The following is a 26,401-nucleotide window of genomic DNA, read 5'->3' on the forward strand; positions in this document are numbered from 1 at the left end:
CAATTAGTCTACTGGGACACCTTTGAAAGGTTTGCCGCAATTCGGACAGAATTTTGGAATACCGTTGGCTAAATCGATCACTTCACCACAATCGCTGCATTTCATTTTTAGGCTTGGTCCATCGCTCGTTGGTTTTGGCGTCCCGCAATTGCTGCAGAATTTACCAGTATTAGAGGTGCCGCATTGTGGACAGTCCCAATGATCTGCGTTGGTTTGTGCGGAAGCCTGTTGCTGCATTTGCTGTTGGTTGTTTTGTGACACTTGGTTCAAATAACCGCCACCAGCGTTCATCCCCATGCCCATGCCAACAAACCCAGTCGTAGCCCCAGCGGCATTGCTACCGGCAGATTCCATACCACGAGCAACCGAACCTTGAACATAGCCTTCACGAATCGAAGGGTCGCCTAACATTGCCCCTTGGTTCCGCATGTTGATCAGTTTTACGGAATCATCCGTATAAGAGATGCTTGCGACAGCAACCGAAACGATTTCCATTCCTCGGAGTTCTCGCCAGCTGTCATCAAGAACCGTTCCCATATATTTGCTTAATTCCATACTCTTAGATGGAACGTAAGAAATTCGTTCGCCATCTGCTGACATTTTGTTGATCGCTGTTTGTAGGGCGGTCAAGAATTCAGCTAAGTACTGCTCATTGATGTCGTTAATATCGACTTGACTTTTGTTTTTGGGGATCGCATTCGTATAGAACAAAATTGGATCGGTAATTCGTAAGGAGTAGTTTCCGTGCGCCCGCAAGAAAAGTTCTGCGTTATAAAAGTTGTCAAAATAATTCAAAGGCGATGAAGTACCGAAGCGAATTCCTTTGATTTCTTGTAGATTGATATAAAAAACTTGTTGTTTTTGCGGTGTAACGCCACCAAACTTAAAGCGGTCGAAGGTTTCAGAAATCGCATCTTTCAATGAACCATTCAACATCGAAGGCGCTAATTCGTTTTTCACTGTATAGTAGCCTTCTTCGGCGGTATAATCGATGATTCGCCCGCCATCAACCAATAACATCATCATATTCGGATAGACATGGATCACTGAGCCATCAGTGATGACATCTTCCGTGCCTTTTCTGTTGGCACCGCGTTTGTCATTACGCCGCACTTTGACACCTTTTGTCATTACTGTCGAATCACTCATATTGTCAGGCTCGATCACCTCTAGCCATTGATCTGCTAATCCGCCGCCAATTGTGCTTGTTGCCGCTTTGATAATACCCATTTTCAGTCCTCCTTTAAATTGTTTTCATCACAATAGATGAACATAGATTCATTATACCATAGGAGGAGAGATATACGTTATCAGTCTAAAGTTGGAGAAGAGGAATGGTCTTTTTTCTTGAAAATAGGGAGGAACAAAAGGATATAGTGAGTGAAAGCGCGCGGAATGGCTCTTCGAATTAAATTTCCATTTCTTTTGAGATTCCACCACGCAAACGGTGGTTTTTTTAGCTGATATTACGTATAATAGAAGGTAGCGAATTTTGAAATGAGTGTGGAAAACTATGGCCTATCAAGCATTATATCGTGTTTGGCGTTCTCAGCGTTTTGATGATGTTGTCGGACAAAAAGCAATTACCCAAACCTTAAAAAATGCAATCGATCAAAACCAGATCTCGCATGCCTATTTGTTTACGGGTCCTCGAGGAACCGGGAAAACAAGTGCAGCGAAAATTTTTGCCAAAGCCATCAATTGTCCAAACCGGGTCAACGGTGAGCCTTGCAATGAGTGCGACATGTGTCGCTCAATCACAGCAGGGACGCAAGAAGACGTGATCGAAATCGATGCGGCAAGCAACAACGGTGTAGAAGAAATTCGCTTTATTCGTGATCGTGCGAACTATGCACCGACCCAAGCTGAATACAAAGTTTATATCATCGATGAAGTGCACATGTTGTCGACAGGGGCCTTCAACGCGTTACTAAAAACATTGGAAGAACCAAGGAAAAATGTTGTCTTTATTTTGGCAACAACAGAGCCCCATAAGATTCCAGCAACGATCATTTCTCGTACCCAACGCTTTGATTTCAAACGGATCAATACGCAAGACATCGTGGGTCATTTGGAAACGGTCCTTACTACTAGTGAGATCAATTACGAAGCAGAAGCTTTACAGATCATTGCGCGAGCCGCAGAAGGCGGGATGCGGGATGCCTTGAGTATTACCGACCAGGCGATCGCTTTTAGTGATGGAACCTTAACGACCCAAGATGCTCTAGAAGTGACGGGCAGCTTGTCCTATGAAATGATGGACCGTCTGATGCAGGCTTGTGGGGAAAAAGAAGTTGCCGATGCGTTAGCGACCTTGCGGGAGTTATTAGCCTCTGGTAAAGAAGCCCGCCGCTTATTGGAAAACTTGTTGGTTTATTGTCGAGACTTGCTGATGTATCAACAAGCGCCGCAGCTGCTATCTGAAAAGTCGCTGCAGTTGACGGAAGCGTTTCAAACACTGGCAAAAAATACCCCGCCAGCAAAGATCTATCACTGGATCACGGTCTTAAACGATACGCAAAATGAAGTACGATTTACCAACAATTCTACGATTTATTTGGAAGTGGCTGTGGTCAAATTAGCCAATGATCCAGAAAGTGCTGCTGTTGCTAGCAATTCAGCTGACAATAGTCAAGAAGTGGCGCAGTTGCGGCAAGCACTGCAAAAGCTTCAAGCAGAGGTACAACGACTGCAAGAGAATCGACCAGCGGGTGTTGTTGCTGAGACCAACGCGCCAGTGAAGAAAACCAAGGCGACCACTACGTTCCGTTTACCAAAGGAACGCGTGTTCCAAGTACTGAAAAGTGCCACGAAGAAAGACTTGGCAAATGTTCGTAATGTCTGGGACGATCTTTTGATGTCTCTTTCCGTGACGCAAAGAGCGATGCTCCACTCCAGTGAAGCAAAAGCTGCCAGCGAATCGGGCGTCGTGATCGCTTTTGACTATGAGATCTTATGCCAACGAGCAAGTAACGACCAAGAGTTTCAATTGATGATCCATAATCAATTGTCCCGTATGATCAAAGACTACGCGCCGCAGGCTGTCTTTATTACAAAAGAAAGTTGGCCGGCGCTAAGACAAGAGTTTTTGGCTGGCGGTCAAGCAACGGAAGAGTCGGAAATTGAAGTAGAACAAGAGGATACCGAAGTGGTCTCTGTCGAACCTGAAAATGATGACTTAGTAACCAAAGCGCAAGAGTTATTTGGTGAATTAACCAGCATTGAAGAAAATTAATGAAAATGGAGTGATGGATAATGATGCGAGGCATGGGAAATATGCAAGGCATGATGAAACAAATGCAAAAAATGCAAAAAGAAATGATGAAAGAACAAGAAGCGCTGAACAGCAAACAATTTATCGGCGAATCGACAAATGGCTATGTCAAAGCGACCTTTACTGGCGATAAGACGTTACAAGACATTGCTATCAATGAAGCGATCGTTGATGCAGACGACGTGGAAATGCTGCAAGATATGATCATCCTAGCAGTAAACGATGGTTTAAAGAAAATTGAAAAAGAATCGGAACAAACAATGGGCAAATATACACGAAACATTCCGGGTCTATAAAAGGAGAAATGACGGTGCAATATCCTGAACCGATCGCCCGATTGATCGACAGTTACATGAAACTGCCGGGAATCGGCCAAAAAACCGCAACACGTTTGGCGTTTTATACGATTGATATGAAAGAAGAAGTCGTGAATGAGTTTGCCAAATCACTGCTTAGTGTCAAACGAGATTTGCACTTTTGTAGTATCTGTGGAAATATAACGGAAGAAGATCCTTGTGAGATCTGCAGTGATCCCACAAGAGACAAAGAAACGATTTTAGTGGTGGAAGAGCCTAAAGATGTGATGGCGTTAGAAAAAGTCCGCGAGTATCATGGACTTTATCATGTGCTTCACGGTGTGCTATCCCCAATGGAGGGAACCGGACCAGAAGATATCAACATTGCATCGCTAATACAGCGGCTGCACGATGATCAGGTCAAAGAAGTGATAATTGCGACCAATGCGACCACGGAAGGTGAAGCAACGGCGATGTATATGTCGCGTTTGATTAAGCCTGCTGGTATTAAAGTCACGCGTTTGGCTCATGGGTTATCTGTGGGCAGCGATATTGAGTACGCGGATGAAGTGACCTTGCTTAAAGCAGTAGAAGGTCGCCGAGAATTATAATAGATATTGGAGGCAATTAGGGTGAATGGATTATTTATAACCATCGAAGGACCTGATGGCGCTGGTAAGACCAGTGTGATCGAAGAGTTGTATCCTCGATTACAGCTCGAAGCAACAAGAAAAATCGTCAAGACAAGAGAACCTGGCGGAGTCAAGATTGCTGAAAAGATACGTAAAATTATATTAGATCCTCGAAATGAGGAAATGGATGAGCGGACAGAAGCCTTGCTTTACGCAGCAGCTCGTCGACAACACTTGATTGAGGTTGTCCTGCCGGCATTGAATGCCGGGCACATCGTGATCTGTGACCGTTTTGTCGACAGTTCGTTGGCTTATCAAGGAGCTGGCCGGCGGATCGGGATTCCTGAAATCGCCCGGATCAACGAGTTTGCGACGGAGGGAACGACCCCTGATTTTACGTTGTACCTAGATGTCGACTCAGATACTGGTTTGCGACGCATTCAGGAAAACCGTGCCCATCAATATGACCGTCTTGATTCGGAAGGATTGGAGTTTCATCAACGCGTCCGTCATGCGTATCTAAAGCTGGCGGAAGAAAATCCTGTACGCATTCATAAGATTGATGCTAGAATGGGGTTACAAGAAGTTGTTGAATCCAGCTATTCAGCAATCGTTGAATCGTATCCTGCTTACTTCAAATCAATCTAAGGTAGGCTGGATAACACAAAGGAGATGGTCCCATGAAATTAATTATGGCAATCGTACAAGACAAAGACAGTAATCGTTTGGCAAATGAGTTTATTGATGCCAATATCCGTGCAACAAAATTGTCATCAACAGGTGGGTTTTTAAAGGCTGGTAATAGTACCTTTATCATTGGTATTGAAGATGATCGTGTGCAAGATGCGTTAGAATTGATCAAAAAAACCTGTCAATCAAGAAAGCAGTATGTCTCGACACCGATGTCTCTAGATATATCCTTAGATGGTCAAGTTCCTTATCCAGTCGAAGTCGAAGTTGGTGGCGCCACCGTATTCGTACTGCCAGTTGACGGATTCCATCAATATTAAAAAAGGAGCATTTCATGGAGGAGTTATTTCTACAAGAATATCAGCCTCTTGTTTTTGCCCAACTAAAAAAAAGTATCAAGCATGGGCGCATTGCTCATGCTTATCTTTTTGAAGGGGACAAGGGGACTGGCAAGCATGAGTTAAGTCTATGGCTCGCAAAACGCCTTTTTTGTACCGACGTGCAAGAAGAAGCACCTTGCGGGAAATGCAGTAACTGTGTGCGGATTGCTCAAGGAGAGCATCCGGACGTTATCCAAATAGAACCAGATGGACAGATGATCAAAGTTGATCAGATTCGGCAACTACAAGAAGAATTCTCAAAAAGCGGTTTTGAGAGCCGTTTAAAGATTTTTATTTTGTCTCAAGCAGATAAAATGAACAACAGCGCTGCCAACAGTTTATTAAAGTTTTTGGAAGAACCGGTGGGAAACTTTTTGGCAATCTTAGAAACGGAGAGCCTTGGTCGTATTTTGCCAACCATCCAGTCTCGCTGTCAGATCATTCATTTCTCTCCTTTGTCAAAAGAAAAACTGCAAGAAAAGTTACAAGAAGAGGGACTTTCTAAAGAGACAAGCCGACTTCTAAGCCACTTGACCAATAGTTATCATAAAGCAGTTGAAATCTCGCAAGATGAATGGTTTAATGAAACTAAGGATGCTGTTAAGCGTTGGGTGAATTACCTTTTGAAGAAAGATCCGCAAGCATTTATTTTTGTTCAGAAAAAATTATTGGGTCTAGCAAAAGAAAAAAATCAGCAATCAGAAATCTTTTTGCTCTTGTTATTTTACTTTCAAGAGGAGCGGGATCGATTGTTGGCGCAAGGTTTATGGGGAAAAGAGATCAATCGTGCCATTGAAGCCGCATTGCAAGCACAAAAAAAGCTGCAAGCCAATGTGTCTTTTCAAGGTGTGGCAGAACAATTTTCCGTGAAAATCATCTATGGATAATATGCAGCAGCCGGAAAAGGAGACCAGAGATGATCGAAGTTGTCGGAGTGCGTTACCATGACGTAGGCCAGATTTATTTTTACGCACCGAAAAAACAGACCTATACCATAAATGACCAAGTTATCGTGGAATCACAAGATGCCAAATGTCTTGCTACGGTGGTTACCAAAAGCAGAAAAATGGACGAAAGCGATCTGCCTCAGATAGTCAAACCGATTCTACGTCGGGCGACGAAGAAAGATTTGGAACAAGCGGCAGCCAATCAACAAGCGGCAGATGAAGCCTTAAAAATCGGAAAAGAAAAAATCCGGGCGCACCAGCTGCCGATGAAACTGATTCGAGTAGCTTATACCTTCGAGCGAACAAAGCTGATTTTCTCGTTTACCGCAGAAAGCCGTGTTGATTTTCGTGAATTAGTCAAAGACTTGGCAAGTGAATTTCATACTCGGATCGAACTGCGCCAAATCGGCGTCAGAGATGAAGCCAAAGCACTAGGGGGAGTGGGTCCTTGCGGGCGAAAACTGTGCTGTGCGACGTTTCTAGGAGATTTTATTCCCGTATCCATTAAGATGGCTAAAGATCAAGGACTTTCTTTGAATCCTACGAAAATCTCAGGATTATGCGGTCGCTTGATGTGTTGTCTTAAGTACGAGAGTGAAGAGTATGAGCGGGCAAAAAAAGAATTGCCGGATCGCGGCAAGGAAGTTGAAACGCCAGATGGCAAAGGACGTGTCGTTGGGCTGGATCTGTTAAGCCGGGTGATCAAAGTTCGTTTGCATGATCGGCAAACACCAATCGAATATGATTATGAAGAGCTAGTGACAAAATAAGTAGGTGACCATAATGAGCATGGACAAACGATCAATATATGACGGATTGAATCAGTTAGAATCGGAGTTGCAAAATTCCTTAAATAATCTAGCAGAAATGAAGCAGTCTTTGCAAGAAATCGTCGAAAAAAATACGACATTAGAATTGGAAAATCAACGCTTACGTGAACACATTCGTGAGTTGAACCAAGTGGCAGATGCACCTGCTGAATCGGTCAAGCAGGAACTTTCTAAATCACGGATGAATTTAGAAAAGATTTACGAAGAAGGATTTCATGTTTGTTATGACTTATACGGTTCTCGCAGAGAACATGACGAACCTTGTGCATTTTGTCTAGAAGTGATCTATCGTGAAAGCGGCAAATAACTGACTGACAGTCTAATAGGTTCGTTAGAAAAAGATCAGTTTCCACTGGTCTTTTTTTCGAAAGGAGCAGTACATGCAAAAGCAACAAAGTTATAAACAAGATACTGGAAAACTGTATCTTGTTCCGACACCGATCGGGAACTTGGAAGATATGACGGTCCGGTGTGTCAAAATTTTAAAAGAAGCGGACCTGATCGCAAGTGAAGATACTCGTAATACTCAGAAATTGTTGAATCATTTTGAGATCACGACACCGCAAAAAAGCTTACATGAACACAATTATAAAGAGCGAGTTCCGCAGTTGGTAGAACAGCTGCAGATGGGCAAGACCATTGCCCAATGCAGCGATGCTGGTATGCCCTCCATCAGTGATCCGGGGCATGAATTAGTCAAGGCGTGCTTGGTCGAAGGAATTGCGGTGATTGCGCTTCCAGGACCTACGGCTGGTTTGACCGCTCTGATTGCTTCTGGCTTATCACCGCAACCAAACCTCTTTTATGGCTTTTTACCTCGTAAGAAAAAAGAACAAAAACAAGCCTTGAGTGAATTAGCGACCCAGAAAGCAACGATGATTTTCTATGAATCACCCTATCGAATCGCTGCGACGATTGAAACGATGCAAGAGGTATTTGGTGAACGGCAGGCAGTCATCTGCCGTGAATTGACGAAAATCCACGAAGAATACTTGCGCGGAACTTTTTCAGAACTGACTGACTATCTAGAACAGCAGTCAATCAAAGGAGAATGCTGTCTGTTGGTGGAAGGGTCTTCTGAAATACAAGAAATTGTTTATGAAGGAAGTTACGCAGAACAAGTGGCTGCCTTGATGCAAGAGACCGAATTGTCCTCAAAAGAAGCGATCAAAGAAGTGGCTAAGCGTAATCAAGTAAAGAAACAGCTTGTCTATCAAGCCTATCACCAAATAGAAGAGTAATCATACCGAGACTTCTCTCGGTATTTTTTTGTATCAAACGCCTACTTATGTGATATTATCTAACATATAAAGTCAGCTATTTTCAGAAAATTCATGTTTTTCTCAGAAAAATCTAGATTATTCGAAAATATGGTGTTAGGATAGCTAACATATAGAAAGGGAGGCGTATAAAATGGATACAGGGAATATTGCATTTATTTTAATTTGTAGCGGTATGGTTTTTCTAATGACTCCAGCATTGGCATTTTTTTATGGAGGATTGGAACGACGCAAAAACATCCTCAATACCATGATGATGGTGATTTGTACGATGGGCTTGGCGTCCGTCCTCTGGGTCGCTCTAGGGTATACATTATCCTTTAGCGGGACAGGATCATTTATTGGCAATTTAGACAAAGTCTTTTTCAATCATGTTTCGATGTCAGAAGGAGAGGGAATTCCTGAAGGGTTATTTGCTGCCTTTCAAATGATGTTTGCTTTGATCACAACGGCGATCATCACTGGATCAGTTGTTGGCAGAATGCGGTTCTCTGCTATTTTCCTATTTATTGGCTTCTGGCTGGTTTTCGTGTGTTTTCCAATGGCGCATATGGTGTGGGGCGGCGGCTTCTTAGATGCGATCGGCTCGATCGACTTTGCAGGAGGCAATGTCGTTCATATCAGCTCAGGAATCAGTGGGTTAGTCTTAGCGATCGTTGTCGGCAAACGACGAGAATTTCATCAAACGGAATATCGACCTCATAATATTCCATTCGTTGTTCTAGGAGCGGGATTGCTATGGTTCGGTTGGTTTGGCTTTAATGCCGGCTCTGCTCTAGCAGCTGATGGCCTAGCGATCCACGCCTTGATGACCACGAATACGGCAGCAGCCAGTGCGATGCTGTCTTGGATGTTGATTGAAAAACTCGTCGTGGGCAAACCGACGATCGTCGGTGCTTGTACCGGAGCAGTGGTGGGCTTAGTTGCGATTACTCCAGGGGCGGGGTTTGTCTCCCTTTGGTCTTCCTTTATCATTGGCGCTTTAGTCAGTCCGTTTTGTTACTTCTTTATTTCCGTCATCAAACATCGATTAGGCTTAGATGATGCATTGGATGCCTTTGGTTGTCATGGGGTAGGCGGAATCTTTGGCGGTTTGATGACCGGGATTTTTGCTGATCCAGCTGTTGGTGGACATTCAGGATTGCTTTATGGCGGTATTGATCTTTTTATCGCACAGGCCGAAAGTATCGTATTTACGATTTTGTTCGCTGGTATCCTATCCTTTGTCATTATCACCTTGATCAAATGGGTGATGCCGATTCGGGTCTCTCAGCAAGAAGAAGCGGTGGGGATGGATCGGATCGAACATGATGAAACGGCCTATCCTACCTTTATGGGGTTAGATTCTTAAGAGTGGAGGAGCAGTCATGAAAAAAGTTGAAGCGATTATTCGCCAAGAAAAATTAGAGGAGCTAAAAGCCGCATTGGATCAATCGGATCTGATCAGCGGGATGACGGTCAGTCAAGTCCTCGGATGTGGCAATCAAAAAGGCCTAAAAGAGTTTATTCGTGGCCAAGAAGTGATCACGACTCTTTTACCAAAAGTAAATGTCCGTTTCGTTTTAGCAGATGAAAAAGTTAACGATGTGATTGAGTTGATTTTATCGATCTGTCGAACAGATGAAGTCGGTGATGGCAAAATATTCGTCTACCCGTTGGAAGAAGCGATTCGGATTCGCACCAATGAACGAGGGGAAGCCGCCTTATAACAGAAATTCTTAGACTATGAACCTTGCAGCAAAAGCAGTAAACGTAGAGGGAAGGACCAATGAAAATTGGTCCTTTTTGCGTGCTTCGCTTGATTCCTTGCTTGATAGGGAACCTCTGTTCGTTTATAATGAGAAGTGAGGTGAGCAACGATGTCGGAACTGCAATTTCCCTTAAAAAATGATACGAGCCGCAAAATTATTCATATTGATATGGATGCTTTTTTTGCTTCGGTGGAAGAACGGGATGATCCTGAGCTGGCCAAGCATCCCCTCGTGATTGCCCGTCACCCAAGTGATACTGGCGGACGAGGAGTGGTCACGACAGCGAATTATTTGGCGCGACAATATGGTATCCATTCGGCAATGAGTGCGCAAAAAGCCTACGAGCTTTGTCCGCAAGCGATTTTTAAACCGGGGAATCATCAGAAGTATCGTGAAGTGTCCCAGCAAGTCAGAGAAATTTTTCACCGATACACCGACATCATCGAACCAGTTTCTATCGATGAAGCGTATCTAGATGTGACAGTTAACAAAATCAACTGTCCTTCCGCGATCAAGATCGCTCGTTTGATTCAACGAGATATCTGGCAAGAGACTCATTTGACCTGTTCGGCGGGTGTCAGTTACAACAAATTCTTGGCAAAACTATCTTCCGATTATCATAAACCACGAGGATTAACGGTGGTGATGCCGGATGAGGCAGTAGCCTTTTTACACCAACTACCCATCGATAAATTTCATGGGATCGGGAAGAAAACTGTCCCCAGGATGCATGAGTTAGGCATTTTTACAGGAGCAGATCTATACGCTTGGAGTGAGATGGCGTTGATCCGCGAATTTGGCAAAATGGGGTATTCCTTGTATCGGAAAGTTAGAGGAATCCATGATTCACCAGTCAGTGTGACCAGAGAACGAAAATCAGTTGGAAAAGAGCATACATACGGCAATCCATTAACTAGTGAAGAACAAGTTTTGAGCCAATTACGGGCTATCGCAGAAGAAGTCGAAAGATCACTGAAGCGCACACAAAAACATGGCAAAACAGTCGTGTTAAAAGTCCGTTACAGTGATTACTCTACGATCACCAAGCGAGTGACCTTGCCAACCTATGTTCATAAAAAAGAACAGCTGTTTTCCGAAGCAAGTCTGATCTGGGAAGAAATTTTAGGTTTGGAAAAAGGCATCCGTCTTTTGGGGATCACCGTCACAAATCTTGATCCACTGACCTATGAAAATATCGTACTGCCCTTATGGCAACTATCTGACGAGCAGTAGGTAAAAGAGGAGGAGCAAAATGACACTCTATCAAGTATATGACACGATGGTGGGGTTGGCTGATTTGGAGCGAAGTGAAAAAATGGCCGCCTACATGCGGCATCAGTTTGATTTTCTGGGCATTCCTGCGCCGTTGCGCCGCCAGCAAGAAAAAACAGCTTTTAAAGCAGCAAAACAAACGAAAACGGTCGATTGGGATTTTATCGATCATTGTTGGCAAAGTAACTATCGAGAACACCAGTACTTTGGGATTGATTATTTAGTGGTGATGGAGCCCTTTTTAATAGCCGTTGATCTAGCAAAAATTGAACAGTTGGTCATAACGAAAGCTTGGTGGGACAGCGTGGACGCACTGAGTGAGGTCGTTAGAAAACTTGTTCGCCGATTGCCAGCGTTAAAGGTTGAGATGCTTCGTTGGAGTCTTGACGATAATCTTTGGCTACGGCGCGTGGCGATTCTCCACCAACTGTTGCAAAAAGAACAGATGGATCAATCATTGCTAGAAGAGATCCTTGTCAACAATTTGGGTAGTTCTGAATTTTTTATCAACAAAGCCATTGGCTGGACCTTGCGAGATTATGCCAAGACAAATCCTCAGTGGGTTCAAGATTTTCTCCTGCGTTATCAAACAAGTCTGGCGCCTTTGACGGTTCGTGAAGCGAGTAAGTACCTTTAAAAAGTAGCTTTACTGGCTGAATATAGCAATAAAAAACACCGTGCAGTATCTTTTTTGAAAGATGCACGGTGTTTTGATCGTTAAATTTGTTTTTTGATTTGTTCGTAGCTTGCTTCCGCATCTTTGCACTTTGCCCAGATAACCGCTTTTCCTTGTTCACGGGATGCAGCAAGATCAATGATTCGTTGATTGCTGCTGCCACGAAATTGCAAGTTTAGGTTTCGCTTACTGAGTTCAAAGCGGCCGTCCACCAAAATATCGATTTTGGATAAGAGTTCCAGTTTATCAGGTGTTTCCAAAAGCAATTCTTCATAGGTGTAGCCGGACCAGCTCCAAATATCTTTGCTGTGCCCGAACTCAGCACGAACGCGATCAACGACTTTCAGACAGACTGTCGTGTTTAAGAAAGGTTCGCCGCCTAGGAGCGTCAGTCCTTGAACATACTCATGTCGCAGATCTTCAATGATTCGATCCTCTAGTTCTTGCGTAAAAGGTGTCCCATAGCGAAAGTTTTGGACGGCTTTGTTGAAACAGCCTTCACAAGCAAACAGACAGCCGCTCACATACAAACTATTTCGAATGCCTTCACCATCCACAAAGTTGAAGGCTTTGTAATCAGCAATATAATTTTGACTGTACTCGTTTGCTTTCCATTCTTGAGGCTTAGGATTTCTCATAAGAAAACTTCTTTCTATCGTGAATTACAGGGGTTGGTCTTCGATAAAAGGAGTGTAGAGGAAATCTAACACTCCTTTTATGATTATTCTTGCAAATGTTTGACCCGAGCAGAGATTTCTTTGTGACGACCGTTGACCATTGGACGAGCTTGAGGATTTCCAAGATACCCACAGGTTCTTTTGACAACATCACAACTTTTTGGATCGTGATTGCCACATTGTGGACATTCAAAGCCTCGTTCGGTTGGATTAAAGTCTCCTTCATATCCGCACTCGTAACAGTGATCGATAGGGGTATTTGTTCCAAGATAAGCGACCCGATCATATGCGTAATCCCAAACCGCTTCTAACGCTTTTGGATTTTGCTGCAAGACTGGGTATTCGCAGTAATGAATAAAGCCACCAGAACAGTATTTTGGATAGTCCTTTTCAAAATCAAGTTTCTCAAATGGTGTCGGATTTTTCCGCACATCATAGTGGAAGCTGTTCGTATAATATTCTTTGTCGGTAATGTTTTCAACTTCACCGAATTTTTCGGTATCTAAGCGACAGAAACGATCAGTCAGGCTTTCACTTGGCGTCGAGTACACGCTGAAATGATAACCGTATTCATCGCCCCAGGCATCCGCATGAGCTTTCAATTCTTTCACGATCGCCATCGTAAAGGCTTTTGCTTCTGGGTCTTGTTCCCAAGTTCCGCCATAAAAAGCAGAAGCAGCTTCGTATAAACCAATGTAGCCAAGTGAAACAGTGGCCCGTTTATTTTTGAATAATTCGTTGACATTGTCTTTGCGATCCAAACGCTCACCGAAAGCCCCATACATATAAAGGATCGGCGCATTGGCGGGACTCGCTTCTTTACAGCGTTCTACGCGATAGACAAGGGCATCTTTAACGATTTGCAGGCGGTCCTCCAGCAGCGACCAGAATTTTTCTTGATCGCCATTTGCTTCTAAGGCGATCCGTGGAATATTCAATGTCACGACACCTAGATTCATCCGACCGACATTGATTTCTTCACCACGTTCGTTTTTCCAGCCTTGCAAGAAAGAACGACAGCCCATCGGCACTTTAAAGCTACCGGTCAATTCAACCAATTTATCATAATTCAAAATATCCGGGTACATCCGTTTAGTGGCACATTCTAATGCCAGTTCTTTGATATCGTAATTTGGATCGGTAGGGGCCAAGTTGACCCCGCGGCGAATACTAAAAATCAATTTTGGGAAAATAGCGGTGCGCTTTTCACTGCCTAACCCGTTGATGCGAATTTGGAGAATCGCTCGTTGAATTTCCCGTTCGAACCAGTTGGTTCCTAAACCAAAGCCAAGGGAAGTAAACGGCGTTTGTCCGTTCGAGGTGAATAACGTATTGATTTCGTATTCTAGACTTTGCATTGCATCATAGATATCTTTGCGCGTTTTGCTCTTCGCGTACGCTTCCCGACGTTCGGGTGTCTCGATCCATTCTTCGGCATCTTTTAGATGCTTTTGATAATTCAACTCAGCAAAAGGAGCCAATAATTCATCTGTTCGATCAGCAGAACAGCCGCCGTATTGACTCGATGCTACGTTTGCAATGATTTGGGAGATTTGAGCGGTGGCCGTTTGGATCGATTTTGGCGACTCCACTTCGGCGTTCCCAATTTTAAACCCATTATTTAGCATGCCTTTAAAATCGATCAGGCAGCAGTTGGTCATTGGTGTGTAAGGATGATAATCCAAGTCATGGTAATGAATGTCGCCTTTTTGATGCGCATTTGCCACGTGAGGAGGCAGCATTTTCAAACCGATCGATTTTCCTACGATCCCGGCGGTCAAATCACGTTGTGTGTTGAACACATTGCTATCTTTATTGGCATTTTCATTGACGACCGATTGATCTTTATTCATCAATTTGTTGATCGTAAAGTTGATGTCTGTTGCTTTGCTGCGCTCGAAATCACGATGGGTCCGATAGTTGATATATTCTTCAGCCAAGGCATACTCGTTTTTTGCTAACAAGATATGCTCGACGATATTTTGAATCTCATAGATTTTTACATTTGTACGAAAACGTTCCGCGATCTCGTGATCGACACTGTCAACGATCTCGGTGATTTTTTCGTGGTCGATGGGAGAAAGCTCGCCGTTGACTTTTCTTAGGGCTTTCACTAACGCATCGTAAATTTTTTGATCATCAAAATCGACAAGCCGTCCATCACGTTTTACGATTTTTAACTGACGCAAAGCGGACTGTCTTTCCAACCCTTGCTCAGGATTTCTCTTAATGTTCATCATTTCTACCACTCCTTATCTTCCTCAATATAATAAAACATATTATAGAAATGAGCAACTATATATAGTGGTGAATAAGGGATAGTAAATTGGATATACACAATATATGGTGTATATTCATTGGGGTGTTTTCTGAGAAAACTGATAAGATTAAGGATTTGGTTGTTCCATGTTTCACATAATGAATAAAAAACTTTTTTAAATTTATTTTTTCTCTGTTTTTAAGCAGAACGATTCAATGAAAAGTATGCTACCATAAGGAGAGAATTTTTTTTAAGGAGGGTTCTATGTGAAAAATATGATTGATGTGAAGCATCTGACCAAAAGTTACGGCACTCGATTCAATCAAACCAAAGTATTAGATAACCTTTCTTTTGCAGTGGATCAAGGAGAATTTGTTGGGGTTATGGGACCAAGCGGTGCTGGGAAAACGACCTTGATGAATCTGTTGTCTTCCATCATGCGACCTAGCTTAGGCTCGATCTATATCGATGGCAAAGACATTACCCGAATGTCGGAAAAAGCCCTCAGCGATTTTCGGCGTCAGCAGATCGGCTTCATCTTTCAAGATTTTAATCTTTTAGAGACATTGACAGCCAGAGACAATATCTTGCTTCCGTTAGCCATTGATCGCTTACCCGTGAAGGAAACCCAAGTACGTATCGAGGAGACGGCCAATTTGTTAGGGATCGAACACTTATTGGATCGTTACCCAGAAGAATTGTCTGTAGGGCAAAAACAAAGGGTTGCTGCTGCTCGCGCAATCATCAGTCGTCCGGCGGTCCTTTTTGCTGATGAACCCACCGGAGCGCTTGATTCAAAAGCGGCGACAGAATTGTTACGGTATTTGGCACAAATCAATCAACAAGAGAAAACAACGATCTTGATGGTCACTCATGATCCTTTCACCGCCAGCTACTGCAATCGGATTTTATTCATCCGCGATGGCGTCTTCTTTGCAGAAGTTGTCAAAAAAGGCAGTCGTCAGGAATTTTTCGAAAAAATCATCGATATGCAGGCAACGATTGGAGGCGGTCCGCGCCATGTTGTTTAAAATCGGTTGGCGGAGTTTTTTGCGGCAGTTTCGCAATTATATGGTGTATTTTATCTGTATGATGACTGCCGTGATGATTTTCTATTCATTTAATGCTTTGATGAACGATCGTCTCTTGAATCAAAGAGTTCAGCAAGATATCCGGATCGAAGGGGTATTAGGATTCGGCAGCAGTGTGGTAGCATTTGTTGTCTTGTTTTTTATGCTGAGTGCCAATCATTTTTTTCTTAGCCAGCGACAAAAGGAAATCAGTGTCTATCAGCTTTTGGGGTTACGTCAAGGTCGTCTTGCTTGGTTGCTGCTGCGGGAAACGTTTCTACTGAATTTTTTCTCTTTAGTAACCGGTATTTTTATGGGAATTATTTTTTCGAAATTCTTTTCAATGATTTTGATTCGGGCAATGGGCCTGAATTTAACCAGTCATTTCTTTAATTCCCCGCAATCGATTTTTTCGACGGTCTTTGTTTTTATCGCCGCAATGATCATTTTGAGTATTCAAGTGATCCTTTTTGTTTGGCGTACCCCAATGAGTGAATTGATCAAGACCGAATACCGCTTACCGATCAAAAAAATGAAAATGACTCCGTTTCGTTCCTTAATGGGGGTTCTAGGTCTGATTTTACTTGGAGTAGGCTACTATCTGTCATTAACCCTGCGGGAAACATGGACCAACTATATCACGTATACGCAAGACTTTTCAGCGATTCTATGGATCCCTTTACTGATTCTATTTTGCTGTGTAACGGCAACCTATCTCTTTTTTGACTGTACGTTGCCGGCACTGTTGTATTTTTTGAGCAAACCCAAAAAACACCTCATTAAAGGGGCAAAATTGATTGCTTACAATAACGTGCGTGCATACTTGCAAAGGACGTGGAAAAGCTATGCCCTTTTGACGATCATTACCGCGATCGCGATCTCACTGATTGGGGGAACAATGGGGGTCATCTCATTAAATTACCAAGCAACGAACCGTATCTACCCAACCTCTTTTCAAGTGTCAGGAGAGCAGGCGGGGACCTTGCGTACCCTTTTAGAAAAGTCGGGTATGCCAATTACAGCGGAGCAAACGATTCCTTACAAAATGACCAATATGACGGTGCAGACTCGCTACCTAGGAGAGTTGCAAGATGAAAGTGTAGAAAATATGATGGTGAATCTGGTGGCACTTTCTGATTATCAGCGTCTACGAAAACTAGTTCCAAATGCTCCTGAAATTCGACTGAGTACAGACAAGCAAGCGGTACTTTTTGATAGTCAGTACGACGTGACTCGTTCATTTGTCACGTATCGGGATGAAGTCAAAGTTGGCAGTCAACATGAGTTTAAACTTATCCAAGCACAGCAGGACTACTTTGGGGATTATGCCTTGCGCTATTCTTTGCCAAATGTCCTTGTCATTCAAGATGATGCGTACCAACAAATCGAGGGATTCACCTATAGCATTGCTTATTTGCAAACCGAAAAGGTGCAAACAGAAGCGCTAACGCAGTTGTTAGATGAAGAATTGCCGATCGAGTGGGCGCATCCTTTGACCTATGAATTTAGCGACGACCAAAAAAACGTACGCTTTTATCCAGAGACCGCACGGGATTCAAGCAATGATAGTGGTCAGACGACCGCTTATCGGCTAACGTTAGCCAATCGCTTTACAACAATGCGGGGGGTGCGGCGACAAGCAGGAATCATTTTGTTCGTATCGCTGTTTGTTGGGGTGATCGTTTTGATCACCACGTCTAGTAGTTTGATCGTTCGACAATTTTCTAACACGGAGCGAGAAAAGCACAATTACCGACTATTGACAAAATTAGGCTACACCCGTAACGAAGTGCGCAAGTTGGTGTACTGGCAAAACATTTGGATTTTTATGCCCGGCACCTTATTAGCGATTTTGCATGCGGTATTTGCTATCAATACCTTCACACAGATCATCGACAGTCCCGGGTATTGGGTCGCTCATTTGTTTGCAGGAGTAGCAGCAGTTGTCTATCTATTTGCCTATTTGATTACCGTCAAGCTGTGTCTGCGGATTATTGAAACTTGATCTCTTTATACGATAAAACGATTCTAGGAAACTAGGAGCGTTTTTTTTCGTTTAACCAATCTTTTTGTATTTCCCTCTGGCACCAGATTAAGAGAATGGTATAATCATAATCAATGAGACAAAGGAGGAAGCAAGATGGAGAAAAAAGAAGAACAGCTTTTAATAGACCTAACGACTGCACGTGGGGTTCCTGGGAATGAGGAGGAAGTGCGTGAAGTCTTTAAAGAATATGCCAAAGACTTTGCTGAAGATATCTTTTTTGATGGTTTAGGAAGTGTCATTGCGAAACATGTTGGTGATGGCGGCGGTCCGAAAATTTTTATTTCGGGACATATGGATGAAGTCGGCTTTATGGTAACGAAAATTACGGAAAAAGGCTTTATTGAATTTCAAACCCTTGGTGGCTGGTGGGGGCAAGTGATGCTGGCACAGCAAGTCGAGATCAAAACCAATGATGGCAAATTGATCCACGGTGTCGTCGGCTCAAAACCACCCCATGTCTTGAGTCCAGAGACTCGAAACAAACCTTACGATATCAAAGATATGTTCATCGATATCGGCGCTTCAAGTGAAGAGGAAGCCAAAGGCTGGGGGATCCGTCCTGGAGATATGATCACCCCCTATATCCAATACAAACGGATGAACGACAGCAAATTTTTGCTAGCCAAAGCATGGGACAATCGAATTGGTACGGCGGTATCACTACGGGTATTAGAAACCTTGGCAGCCGAAGGACATCCAAACTGCTTGTTTGCCGGCAGTGACGTGATGGAAGAAGTTGGCCTAAGAGGGGCACGAACAAGCACTCACTTAGTGAATCCCGATATCGCTATCGCCCTAGATACTGGTACCGCTGGGGACACACCTGGAATGACACCAAAAGAAGCGGATTCTGTGTTAGGCAAAGGCCCACAAGTCTTGATTTTCGATGCTTCCATGATTCCTCATAAGAAATTATTGAATTTTGTGATCGATGTCGCCGAAGAGATGGAAATTCCTTTCCAATATACCGTGATCACTGGTGGGGGAACCGATGCTGGTCAAATGCATTTGACTCGTGATGGGGTTCCTTCAATCGCTATTACTGTGCCAGTTCGTTACCTGCATTCTCATACTTCTGTCATTCATGAGGATGACTACTTCAATACAGTCAAGCTTGTAACGGAAGTGGTTCGCCGCTTAGACGATAAAACCGTTAAAGCATTGCGCAGTTATTAAGGTGAGTCTATGAGATCAAATACAATGATTCGAGAGACGGCTAAAAACTCCTTGCGCGGATTCTGGGGAACATTCGTCTTAAGTATTTTAGCAACGGTTGCCGTACAAGCGGTCGTCAATTCACTGTTCAGTAGTTTAGGCTCTTCCGTAGGGACAAACAACGCAGGAAATTGGCTTGATTTTATTTTGGACAATTTTGTCTTCTTTGCTTTTTCAGTAGCATTGAGTATTATGGCACTCTATCTGGTTCGTGGTAAAGGGATCAAAGTGGCGGATATTTTTCTAGTCTTTGATAAGCGTCTGTATGTACCGTTTTTGCTACTAAATTTAGTGAGCGCGCTTTTAAATTATCTTTTGAGTTTTGCGATTTTCTTGCCGCAATTTGTCTTATCAGGCCTTAATCAATATTTGGGCTTGGTATTCAATTTTAATCGGGGAATTTCTATTGATGTATCGATGTTTAACGGTTCGATCGCTTTTGTGGTTGGGACGATTCTCTCCATCATCTTGTTCTTCTTTTTGTCGCAAGTCGTTACTGGTGTGATCCAATTAGCAATCTATCTACGCTATGATCAGCCGGAATTAGGGGTTCTTCAGTCTATCAAAGTAGCCTTTGCTCTCTTGCGACCACATCTGGGCCAATACATTTGGCTGCAATTATCATTGATTGGCTGGTTTATTCTGGGTTTCTTGGCGCTTATGATTGGGATGTTGTGGGCAAACGCCTATGCGTATGCGGTGAACGCAGCATTCTATGAAGAATTGATCAATGAACAACGAGCGCTAATTAGGTAAGCAAAAAAAACGACGTACCATTGGAATGGTTCCTTAAGGATAGAGTAGAACACTCATTCAAGGGATTCATCAATAGACGTCGTTTTTTTCTCATTTTCTTGATCCTTTTCGCAAAAAAAATGGTCAGATTTTAGTCAAATCAGCAGAGATGTGATAGCATTAAAGAAGTAGAAAATCAGCTTGATTCAAAGAGGAGGAAACACAAGTGAAAATAACTGTCTTAGGTTGTTTAGGTGCCTATCCGTATAACGGTGAAGGGACAACTGGCTATTTAGTTGAGTCAGAAGGCTTTCATTTGCTGCTTGATGCGGGAAGCACCACCTTGGTCCAACTAGAAAAAATCCTTGATCCCTTAGACTTAGATGCAGTGATTTTGACGCATTACCATCACGATCATATTGCGGATTTAGGGGTATTGCAATACTATTGGCAATTATATCCTGGAAGCGAAGAACGCCAGGTTTTACCGATCTACGGCCATGGTGAGGATACAGTTCATTTTGAAAGCCTGACGATGCCTGGAGTGACTCAAGGAATTGATTACCTCCAAACGGAGTCATTGGAATTGGGCCCGTTTACCATTACCTTTATGAAAACGATCCATCCAGTCACTTGCTATGCCATGCGATTTGTTGAGAAAAGCACAGGCAAGGTTTTTGTTTTTACAGGTGATTCTGGCTACTTAGAATCTTTTGTTCCGTTTGCACAAGGAGCTGACCTGTTTTTGGCAGATACCTATCTTTTTGCAGGAAATGAGCGGCACAAGGCTCATTTTACGTCAAAAGAAGCAGGCGAGATCGCCCAGGCAGCGCAGGTAAAAAAATTAATGTTGACGCATTTGCCGCAACATGGTGACTTAGAACAGTTACGAGAAGAGGCTGCACTAGCTGCCAATGGGATCCCCGTTGAATTGGCGGCTGTTCAAAAAATAATTGAAATCATCTAATTAGGAGGAACGAATAGTATGCTTTTTGTACCGAACGAACTGAATGACCCACGCATCAATTTAGCCATCGAGATTTTTCTTCTTCAAGAAATGAAAGTGGATGAACCAATCTTACTTTTTTACATTAATGAACCATCGATTATCATTGGACGCAATCAAAATACGATCGAAGAGATCAATAAGGAATATGTGGATGAACATGGGATCCATGTCGTTCGTCGTTTCAGCGGCGGCGGTGCAGTCTATCATGATTTCGGAAACTTGAATTTCAGTTTTATTATGCCTGACGATGGCAATTCTTTCAGAGATTTTGAAAAGCTGACGAAACCAATCGTCCAAGCCTTGCATGAGATGGGGGTTGAAGGAGCGCAACTAAAAGGCCGCAACGACCTTGTGATCAATGACATGAAGTTTTCTGGGAATGCGATGTACGCAACGAATGGACGGATGTTTGCTCATGGCACGATCATGTTTGACAGTGACATCAATGAAGTGGTCAACGCATTGAAAGTCCGCAAAGACAAAATCGAATCAAAAGGTATCAAATCGATCCGCTCAAGAGTAACCAACATCAAACCATTCTTGCCAAAAGAGAAGCAAGACATGACGACTGAAGAGTTCCGTCAAGAAATCTTATTGAAGATTTTTGGTGTCGATTCCGTTGAAGAAGTCAAAACTTATGAATTAACAGAAGAAGATTGGGTCAAGATCAATGAGATTTCCGATAAGTATTATCGCAACTGGGATTGGAATTACGGTAAATCTCCAGCCTTTGATATTGAACGCCGTCATCGCTTTCCAATCGGATCCATCGAAGTTCGTTTGAATGTGGCAGAAGGAAAAATTACGGATGCCAAAATCTTTGGTGACTTTTTCGGCTTAGGGGACATTGCGGATGTAGAAGAAGCCTTGATCGGTACTCGCTATGCGAAAGAAGATTTGGCACAAGTCATTGCCAACATTGATGTCAAAAAATATTTTGGCAACATCACGCCTGAAGATTTTCTTTCATTGATTTATTAATCAAAAAACGAAGCAGCCTTTTCAATTCTGGCTGCTTCGTTTTTCTATTAGTATGCGCGGGCGATCCAAACGGTATGCTTGGCAGGTTTGCCGCTGACGATATCGACTGTTTTTTCAATTGGTGCTTCAAACGGAATGTTCCGGGTAGTAAAGCCGGTTTCTTCTTTGATTTTCGCTTCCGTTTCTTCCGTGCCGTCCCAACCGATCAAGACAAAGCCAGTGACTTTTTCTTCTTGTTTGCACGTTTCGATATGTGCTTTTAGTTCATCTAATGTATCGATGTTGGTGTACTCATTTTCTTTGTTCCGTTCCTTCGCCGCTTGCAATAAGCGTGGGGTCATTGCTTGCAGTTCTTGATCAACGAAGGCTTCTAAGTCCTCAAGCGCCACCGTTTGCTTGTCAGCCAGGTCGCGGACTTTGACCATCACTTTGCCAGCTTCTAAATCTCTTGGGCCACATTCGATTCGCAAGCAAGCGCCTTTTAGTTCCCATTCGTTGAACTTATAGCCAGGTGAGTTATCAGAATCATCCAAACGAACACGAATGCCCTTGGCTTTAAAGTTGGCATACAGTTCTTCTAATTTTTCTAAGATGGCTGGATTCTTTTTCCAAGGACCGACTGGTAACAACACAACTTGGGTTGGTGCAATGGTTGGTGGGAAAACTAAACCATTTTCATCGCCATGGGTCATGATCAAGGCACCCAACAAGCGGGTAGAGACACCCCAAGAGGTTGTGTGGGCATGGGTATGCTTGTTTTCTTTCGTTAAATACGTAATATCAAATGCTTCAGCAAATTTTGTCCCCATGTAGTGGCTGGTTCCTGCTTGGACTGCTTTACCGTCTTTCATCATCGCTTCGATTGAATAAGTATCAACTGCTCCAGCAAAACGCTCAGAAGGGGTTTTTTGTCCGCGATAAACAGGGATCGCTAGGAATTCTTCGCAAAGGCGGGCATATTCATCTAAGACTTTCATGGTGCGTTGACGTGCATCTTCTTCATTTTCATGAGCGGTATGACCTTCTTGCCATAAAAACTCTGAGGTACGCAAGAAAGGCAATGTTTTCTTTTCCCAACGAAAGACGTTTGCCCATTGATTGATTTCATAAGGTAGGTCACGGTAGGAGTTGATCCAATCAGAAAAGGCAGAGCCAATCATGGTTTCTGAGGTTGGTCGCAAGGCCAAAGGTTCTTCCAATTTTTCATTGCCGACTTCTGTGACCCATGGCAATTCAGGCGCAAACCCTTCAATATGATCGGCTTCTTTCATAAAGAAATTTTGCGGAATCAGCATTGGGAAGTACGCATTGCGAATGCCCTCTTTTTTCAAGAATCGATTGAACTCTTCTTGGATGTGCTCCCAAAGTTCGAAGCCGTCAGGACGGAAAATAATGGAGCCTTTCACTGGGGAGTAAGCCATCAATTCGGCTTTTTGGATCGTTTGAATATACCATTCTGTAAAATCATTTTTTTGTGTCATTCTTTTTCCTCCTTAAAAAAATAAAAAAGCATCTCGTCCTAAAAAAGGACGAAATGCTTGGATTTCGCGGTACCACCTTTGTTGATTATCTATCGGGATAATCCAACTCGTAAAGGATAAGGCCTTTCCACCGACCGTTTTGCGGTCATTGCCATTGGGTAGGTTCATTTTATCAGTGGGTATCGATTTTTCAGCTGCCATCGACTCTCTAAGACCATTATAAAACTACTATTCCAATGCTTGTTGCTGTTCTTTATCATGCTAAAGCGAAAAAGCGAAAAAAGCAAGAGTTTTTTCGCTTTTTCTTAAAAACGCTCCTTTAAGACTAATGCAGCAAGACGGTCAGTCGAAAGACAGCGGATCTCTCTTCGCCCTAAGTGTCAAATGCAAGAGGTGTAGCCCGTCAGTTTCTTCGATCCGGATACTTCCTTGGTAGGCTAAACAAAGTTGTTCGAGCATTTGTATGTCAGCCTGCATCGCCTGTCGTTTGGTTTCATTGTTCTGTAGTTTTTCTGCTTCTTCATTTGAGAGAAGCGGCATTTGGCAGTCGATATGCAACTGGCCGTTCGTGTCATTCACCCTCAACGCGAGTCTTCGCTTTTGAGGATCAGTGACCGCACAAGTGTATCGGATGGCGTATTCTAGGCAATGAGCGATCAAGGATAGACGATCATTTTCCTCCAATTGTTCCAGTGGTTCTATGATGCCATCACAGGCAAAGGTGATTCTTTTTTGAGTAGCTGTGTGTTGATAATTAGTAATCAGCATCGTTGTGAGTGATTCTTTTTCAACGGATGGACGTGTTAGCTGTTGTTTGATCTGTTCTTCGATCTCACAAAGACCTTCGTACGCCGCTGCCAATTGTTGATCTTCCAACATGTCCTTGACTGTATGAGTTCTTTTTTTGATGGCTTGCAAAACTTGTTGCATTTTTAATGATTGTTCTGGGTTATTCGCTTGCTGTTTCTCATAAAGACGGAGTTTGATATCTGCTGTATCGATCCGCTTATTTTTGCCTTCGCTGGAAAAAAAGAGTTCAAGAAAGCCGTAACAAGTAAAGATGATAATTAGTAAGAAAAAGATGATCGAACGCCAATTGACATCAGATTGTGGCAAAACTAAAATATCCTGAATATACAAGAAACAATGACCGATAGCCGCAACGACGATCCAAGGTGCACAAATGACAAAAAATGGATTTTTTTTCAATGCTTCATAAATCGCCGCAAAAGAAGTAACAAAGGTGCTGGTGATATTCAGTAAAAACATGTAATTCATGATAGTGGGTAAACTTTTTGTTTGAAAAAGAGCGAAAAGGATCGCAAAGAGACCGAAGGAGTAATGAAAATATAACCATTTCTGGTAATACTTACGAACAAAGTGCATGTTTGTACAGTAAAACCCAATCAGAAACATTGGCGTAATGATAGAAAGAATATTTAACATCGCAGAATTCACGATTGGAGGAAACAGTAGTCCACCAAGCATATCGCTAAAGCCTGCTTCCAAACCTGCAGTTAAAGCAAAACCACTGAATAGGATAGAAGACAATTTAAGCTTTCGTTGATTGATAAAAGAAACGATGACATAAAACAAGTTGATGATACAAATAAATCCTGTAAATAAGAGGATATAGATATTTAAAATTGACAGACTGAAGACATAGCCGATCAGTGCATTTGCAGGTCCAAAAAAGACTTCGGCGGGAAAGCCGGAATAGGTGTCAAAAGGGCTAGTTACGTATATTTTTAATGTCTTACCAACGTAATCCTCAGGCAAGGTAATAAAGGCCAGTGTTTTACCTGGATGGTTGAGAGTCAATGGATCATTTGGCTTCTCGTTGGTGTAAATTTCTTGATCATCGAGATAGACGGTCATGTGTTGGTGGTCGCCAATTAGCAACATCGTAGGGTATTTATAATCATTGGTCATTTTTCGCTTCATCACAAAACGATCATTGGCTTTCACACTAGGTAAATGTTTCACATAACGACTAATAAAAGTTGATTCGGGATTGTCCTCGGCATAGAAAATCCAATCTTCCTTTTTCTCCACTGCATGGATATCAGAAGTTGGGAATAAAAAAAGAACGAGAAAAAAGACGATACTTCCCAGTAAAAATAGAACCAGAAGGATGAAGGGGATCCAACGTTTTAAAAACAATTTGTTATTTAAAAAAGGCATATTTTTTCTCCTCTGTTTTTTAATCGCCTTTAGCATAATATATATGATTAAATAAAGTCAAATAATAATAGATAGAGTTGCGTATAAAAATTCAATGAATCGTTTTTAAATATTTGAAAAAAAAAGAATTATGTTATAGAATCATAAAATAAACTGAGGTTTAGAAGGAGAGGAAAGAATGAAGCTTTTTCCAAAACAAAGTATCATGCTCTCACTTTTTGTTCTGATGTTCATGCTGCTATCTGTCTTAACTGTTGTAATACCGCATGCATTTGGTTTCACAATGGCTATTGTTACGAGTGATGCAATGGAACCGACATACTCTAAAGGAACGCTGCTTTTTGTAAAAAATGCTTCAGAAGATAATTTAGTGGTTGGCAACGAAGTAACGTATTATGTCGATCAAGGTAGACAAATGCGGACCCGGCGAATCGTTGCGGTTGCGGAAAACCAATCAGTACTGTACACCATTGGCGACAATCAAAACCAGATGGAGCCAAAAGAAATTCAAAAAAGCCAAGTGATTGGCCAGCCGATTTTTTATATCCCAAAAGTTGGGGCTTGGTTGAATCAAACGACGATCCAGCTGTTTAAAAACATGTATCTGCTTTTCGCCTTGTATATTTTAGCAACGACCTTGTTCGTCACGTTTTATCAAATAAAATCTGGTTCAGTAAAAAAGACGATCACTTCTTAATATATAAACAAAGACAA

25 protein-coding genes and 1 other annotated feature are annotated in these 26,401 nt (G+C 42.6%); of the genes, 20 read left to right on the forward strand and 5 right to left on the reverse strand.

Annotated elements, in window-relative coordinates; genetic code table 11:
- Window positions 1-3: 3 nt before the first annotated feature.
- On the reverse strand, window positions 4-1,230 hold the full coding sequence (locus IGI78_RS06645; protein ID WP_430618553.1) for an SPFH domain-containing protein: 1,227 nt from the start codon (window positions 1,228-1,230) through the stop codon (window positions 4-6).
- Between the two features lie 283 nt (window positions 1,231-1,513).
- Here IGI78_RS06645 and dnaX point away from each other — a divergent pair, with 283 nt between their 5' ends.
- From dnaX to IGI78_RS06710, 13 genes are all read left to right on the forward strand, one after another.
- Complete coding sequence (gene dnaX, locus IGI78_RS06650; protein ID WP_140965520.1) at window positions 1,514-3,235, forward strand: DNA polymerase III subunit gamma/tau; 1,722 nt, start codon at window positions 1,514-1,516, stop codon at window positions 3,233-3,235.
- A gap of 20 nt (window positions 3,236-3,255) precedes the next feature.
- Complete coding sequence (locus IGI78_RS06655; RefSeq protein ID WP_081118470.1) at window positions 3,256-3,570, forward strand: YbaB/EbfC family nucleoid-associated protein; 315 nt, start codon at window positions 3,256-3,258, stop codon at window positions 3,568-3,570.
- A 14-nt stretch (window positions 3,571-3,584) separates the two neighbouring features.
- Complete coding sequence (gene recR / locus IGI78_RS06660; RefSeq protein WP_005229813.1) at window positions 3,585-4,181, forward strand: recombination mediator RecR; 597 nt, start codon at window positions 3,585-3,587, stop codon at window positions 4,179-4,181.
- Between the two features lie 21 nt (window positions 4,182-4,202).
- Window positions 4,203-4,850: a dTMP kinase gene (gene tmk, locus IGI78_RS06665; protein WP_005229815.1), complete on the forward strand. Its 648-nt coding sequence runs from the start codon at window positions 4,203-4,205 to the stop codon at window positions 4,848-4,850.
- 32 nt (window positions 4,851-4,882) lie between these two features.
- Complete coding sequence (locus IGI78_RS06670; protein ID WP_005229817.1) at window positions 4,883-5,212, forward strand: cyclic-di-AMP receptor; 330 nt, start codon at window positions 4,883-4,885, stop codon at window positions 5,210-5,212.
- 14 nt (window positions 5,213-5,226) lie between these two features.
- Window positions 5,227-6,159 carry a DNA polymerase III subunit delta' gene (gene holB, locus IGI78_RS06675; RefSeq protein WP_081118471.1) on the forward strand — a complete coding sequence of 311 codons (933 nt, stop codon included), beginning with the start codon at window positions 5,227-5,229 and terminating at the stop codon, window positions 6,157-6,159.
- 29 nt (window positions 6,160-6,188) lie between these two features.
- Window positions 6,189-6,989, forward strand: a complete 801-nt coding sequence (locus IGI78_RS06680) for a PSP1 domain-containing protein (RefSeq protein ID WP_086292659.1) — start codon at window positions 6,189-6,191, stop codon at window positions 6,987-6,989.
- 19 nt (window positions 6,990-7,008) lie between these two features.
- On the forward strand, window positions 7,009-7,356 hold the full coding sequence (locus IGI78_RS06685; protein WP_077452675.1) for a DNA replication initiation control protein YabA: 348 nt from the start codon (window positions 7,009-7,011) through the stop codon (window positions 7,354-7,356).
- A 73-nt stretch (window positions 7,357-7,429) separates the two neighbouring features.
- Entirely contained in the window at window positions 7,430-8,290 is an 861-nt protein-coding gene (gene rsmI / locus IGI78_RS06690; protein WP_140965523.1) for a 16S rRNA (cytidine(1402)-2'-O)-methyltransferase, read from the forward strand.
- A gap of 172 nt (window positions 8,291-8,462) precedes the next feature.
- The gene (locus IGI78_RS06695) at window positions 8,463-9,680 is read left to right on the forward strand and encodes an ammonium transporter (protein WP_430618554.1); all 1,218 of its coding nucleotides are present in this window, start codon (window positions 8,463-8,465) and stop codon (window positions 9,678-9,680) included.
- Window positions 9,681-9,696: 16 nt separating this feature from the next.
- Window positions 9,697-10,038 carry a P-II family nitrogen regulator gene (locus tag IGI78_RS06700; RefSeq protein ID WP_086292653.1) on the forward strand — a complete coding sequence of 114 codons (342 nt, stop codon included), beginning with the start codon at window positions 9,697-9,699 and terminating at the stop codon, window positions 10,036-10,038.
- A gap of 150 nt (window positions 10,039-10,188) precedes the next feature.
- Complete coding sequence (dinB, locus tag IGI78_RS06705) at window positions 10,189-11,313, forward strand: DNA polymerase IV (RefSeq protein ID WP_086292651.1); 1,125 nt, start codon at window positions 10,189-10,191, stop codon at window positions 11,311-11,313.
- A gap of 19 nt (window positions 11,314-11,332) precedes the next feature.
- Window positions 11,333-11,989 (forward strand): DNA alkylation repair protein, encoded by a 657-nt coding sequence (locus IGI78_RS06710; RefSeq protein ID WP_140965524.1) that lies wholly within the window; start codon window positions 11,333-11,335, stop codon window positions 11,987-11,989.
- An 80-nt stretch (window positions 11,990-12,069) separates the two neighbouring features.
- Here IGI78_RS06710 and nrdG read toward each other — a convergent pair whose 3' ends face one another.
- Window positions 12,070-12,666 (reverse strand): anaerobic ribonucleoside-triphosphate reductase activating protein, encoded by a 597-nt coding sequence (nrdG, locus tag IGI78_RS06715; RefSeq protein WP_140965525.1) that lies wholly within the window; start codon window positions 12,664-12,666, stop codon window positions 12,070-12,072.
- 83 nt (window positions 12,667-12,749) lie between these two features.
- Window positions 12,750-14,945, reverse strand: coding sequence for an anaerobic ribonucleoside-triphosphate reductase (gene nrdD / locus IGI78_RS06720; RefSeq protein WP_077452475.1), 2,196 nt, complete (start codon window positions 14,943-14,945; stop codon window positions 12,750-12,752).
- A 286-nt stretch (window positions 14,946-15,231) separates the two neighbouring features.
- Here nrdD and IGI78_RS06725 point away from each other — a divergent pair, with 286 nt between their 5' ends.
- From IGI78_RS06725 to IGI78_RS06750, 6 genes are all read left to right on the forward strand, one after another.
- Window positions 15,232-15,996 (forward strand): ABC transporter ATP-binding protein, encoded by a 765-nt coding sequence (locus IGI78_RS06725; protein WP_005236606.1) that lies wholly within the window; start codon window positions 15,232-15,234, stop codon window positions 15,994-15,996.
- A complete protein-coding gene (locus IGI78_RS06730) occupies window positions 15,986-18,040 on the forward strand; it encodes an FtsX-like permease family protein (RefSeq protein ID WP_081118479.1) in 2,055 nt (684 codons plus the stop codon). Before IGI78_RS06725 ends, IGI78_RS06730 begins: the two co-directional genes overlap by 11 nt.
- A 135-nt stretch (window positions 18,041-18,175) precedes the next feature.
- A complete protein-coding gene (locus IGI78_RS06735) occupies window positions 18,176-19,258 on the forward strand; it encodes a M42 family metallopeptidase (RefSeq protein WP_077452472.1) in 1,083 nt (360 codons plus the stop codon).
- A gap of 9 nt (window positions 19,259-19,267) precedes the next feature.
- Entirely contained in the window at window positions 19,268-20,053 is a 786-nt protein-coding gene (locus IGI78_RS06740) for a DUF975 family protein (protein WP_228078945.1), read from the forward strand.
- Window positions 20,054-20,258: 205 nt separating this feature from the next.
- Window positions 20,259-20,999, forward strand: coding sequence for an MBL fold metallo-hydrolase (locus IGI78_RS06745; RefSeq protein ID WP_195265758.1), 741 nt, complete (start codon window positions 20,259-20,261; stop codon window positions 20,997-20,999).
- An 18-nt stretch (window positions 21,000-21,017) separates the two neighbouring features.
- A complete protein-coding gene (locus IGI78_RS06750; RefSeq protein ID WP_077452469.1) occupies window positions 21,018-22,022 on the forward strand; it encodes a lipoate--protein ligase in 1,005 nt (334 codons plus the stop codon).
- A 47-nt stretch (window positions 22,023-22,069) separates the two neighbouring features.
- Here IGI78_RS06750 and proS read toward each other — a convergent pair whose 3' ends face one another.
- Both proS and IGI78_RS06760 read right to left on the reverse strand, forming a co-directional pair.
- Window positions 22,070-23,503 carry a proline--tRNA ligase gene (gene proS / locus IGI78_RS06755; RefSeq protein WP_142962620.1) on the reverse strand — a complete coding sequence of 478 codons (1,434 nt, stop codon included), beginning with the start codon at window positions 23,501-23,503 and terminating at the stop codon, window positions 22,070-22,072.
- Window positions 23,504-23,544: 41 nt separating this feature from the next.
- Window positions 23,545-23,749, reverse strand: a binding site (T-box leader).
- A gap of 96 nt (window positions 23,750-23,845) precedes the next feature.
- Window positions 23,846-25,723, reverse strand: coding sequence for a hypothetical protein (locus IGI78_RS06760; RefSeq protein ID WP_195265759.1), 1,878 nt, complete (start codon window positions 25,721-25,723; stop codon window positions 23,846-23,848).
- A gap of 142 nt (window positions 25,724-25,865) precedes the next feature.
- Here IGI78_RS06760 and IGI78_RS06765 point away from each other — a divergent pair, with 142 nt between their 5' ends.
- Window positions 25,866-26,384 carry a signal peptidase I gene (locus IGI78_RS06765; RefSeq protein WP_077453859.1) on the forward strand — a complete coding sequence of 173 codons (519 nt, stop codon included), beginning with the start codon at window positions 25,866-25,868 and terminating at the stop codon, window positions 26,382-26,384.
- The last annotated feature ends 17 nt before the right edge of the window (window positions 26,385-26,401 follow it).

The sequence above is a fragment of the Enterococcus sp. DIV1767 genome, assembly GCF_050542585.1.
Taxonomy (GTDB): Bacteria; Bacillota; Bacilli; order Lactobacillales; family Enterococcaceae; genus Enterococcus_D; species Enterococcus_D innesii.